At 62.4% G+C, this 2,022-nt stretch carries 2 protein-coding genes; both read left to right on the top strand.

The window, feature by feature from the left end; translation table 11 throughout:
• Positions 1-775, top strand: a 775-nt coding sequence (locus BMZ82_RS39030) for a Crp/Fnr family transcriptional regulator (RefSeq protein ID WP_143099026.1), incomplete at its 5' end; no start/stop codon positions are given.
• A 207-nt stretch (positions 776-982) separates the two neighbouring features.
• Positions 983-1,696: a hypothetical protein gene (locus tag BMZ82_RS39025; protein WP_093782111.1), complete on the top strand. Its 714-nt coding sequence runs from the start codon at positions 983-985 to the stop codon at positions 1,694-1,696.
• The last annotated feature ends 326 nt before the right edge of the window (positions 1,697-2,022 follow it).

Here is a 2,022-nt window from a genome sequence, read left to right as displayed (position 1 = left end):
ACGGGGCTATCCAGGACGGCTCCGACGCCGTGATCACACCAGACACGGCAAGATCATCTCATCCGTGACCAGCAGTTACGGGACAGCTCTTAGGGTGAGCGACGCCTCGGGGGATGAAGTGAATTTTCGTCATCTGGTATCGGATGCCGCCTGGAATGACTTACTGCACCGAGGGCAGAGGCGCCGCTACGCGCGAGCCACATGGCTGTTTCACCAGGGAGAGTCACCTGACTTCGTCATCGCCCTGACCGACGGAATCGTCAAGATCGTCCAGTTGGCGGGAGACGGGACAGAGACCCCCCTAGCGCTGCGCGGCCAGGGCGAGGTCTTGGGCGAGATCGGCGTACTCCTCGACAAGCCTCGATCGGCCTCCGTGAAGTCGGTCTCCGAATGCGTCGGGTACGTCCTTCCCGCACACGCGTTTCGGGGATACATCGACCGCCACGGCCTCAACCCGACCGTGTATCGGCTCACTGTTCAGCGCATGCACGAGAACGAGCAGTTGCGCACGGCGTTGACGAGGCTGTCGCCGCAAGCCCGGATGGCCCGGGTGATTGAGTATCTGGCTACGGAAGTCGGCGAGAGTGCGGACGACGGGACGGTCGTCCTCCGGCTCGGGATGTCCCGAGACGAGTTGGCAGCGATGGCTTCGATGAGCCGCTCGTCAGCTATGGCCGTCTTACGAGAGCTTCATGATGCCCGTGTCCTCGAGCTGGGCCGGGAGCGACTGGTGGTCAGGGACAGCGCAGCCCTCACCAAGCTGTCCGAGGGGTGACAACACAGAACAGCTTCGCCATGACCCACGTCACCTTCGTACCGTCCAATGCTGGACGGTACCCCGCCGCGTTCACCGCCACAGTGGCTTCGACCACCCTGACAAGAGGAGGACACATCAATGGCACCTTCATGGGAGCGCTTGTGGCCCTACCGGGCTGTACTTGCGGTTGATGCCAAAGACTTCAGCTCTCATACCAGCAAACGCATGCAGGAGATCAACGCAGACATCCAGCAAGTGCTCGCGCAGGCCCTGTCGGCCACCGGCCTTAGCGCACACTGGGAACAGCGGGCCTTCCCGCAGCACACGGGTGACGGGTATGTCGCAGGTCTGGACCCCGAGGTGCTGCCAGCCCTGGTGGGATGCTTCCCCGGAGCGCTCAGTGATGTTCTGCACGAGTACAGAAGGCAGAACCCCGGTAAGAGCCCGCTGCAACTGCGAGTCAGTGTCCATGTAGGTCCGCTGCCCCCTTCCGGGCTCGGCGTTCCCATGGTCGAGACTCACCGCCTTCTCGACGACCAGACTCTCCGGGATCTCCTCGCGAAGGCCAAGCGCACGAACACGGTGGTGATCATCTCGCAACGCGTGTATGAGGACGTCTTTCAGAGCGGGCTCGAGACGGGCAGCACCGTCGCCGAGGATTTCGCACAGAACATCGCCAGGGCCAAGAAGTTCACCCAGCCTGCCTGGCTGCATGTTCCCGGCCTCGACTGGGGACTTGTGGACCGCTCTTTCTTCGAGGTTCCAGAAAAGAGCACTACGGCCACACCCACTCAAACTGCAGGACCTTCCTCTTGCCCTGATAATCAAGACCGAAAGTCGGGCTCGGCCTCAGCCGCTCCAAAATATTCCATCGGCAGCGTGGGCAACATTATCGAGGAACTTTCTGGTCCGGCATCCTTCACGCAGCATCTGAGCTAATCCGGTCAAGGGCCAGTTAAATCTCACGACTCCAGGAGAAGCAGTGAACGAGCAGACATCCAATGAACCCACATCTGACTCCGACTACGGCGCGCCAGCCATATCACCGCCTCCGACCTGGCCTACACCCCCTGTTGCACTCCCGAAGCGACCAGACGAAGCAGGCCACGGACAGCAGGCGCCAAACGAGGAACGCGAGGAGCCGCCGACACCTCAACCGACACCGAGCAGTCCCTCCTACGGTGCTGCTGGCACCCCCGCCTACACGTCACCAGCACCAGACTCGGCTCCGGCTCCGGCTCCGGCTCCGGCTCCGGCTCCGGCTC

The sequence above is a fragment of the Streptomyces sp. yr375 genome (genome assembly GCF_900110755.1).
In the GTDB taxonomy this organism is placed as follows: domain Bacteria; phylum Actinomycetota; class Actinomycetes; order Streptomycetales; family Streptomycetaceae; genus Streptomyces.
Note: the sequence above shows the minus strand (reverse complement) of the source record. Positions and strands in the feature narration are given on the sequence as shown.

What these genes read in the sequence shown, in the direction of transcription:
- BMZ82_RS39025 (WP_093782111.1), top strand. Translation starts at nt 983, where the DNA reads ATGCAGGAGATCAACGCAGACATCCAGCAAGTGCTCGCGCAGGCCCTG.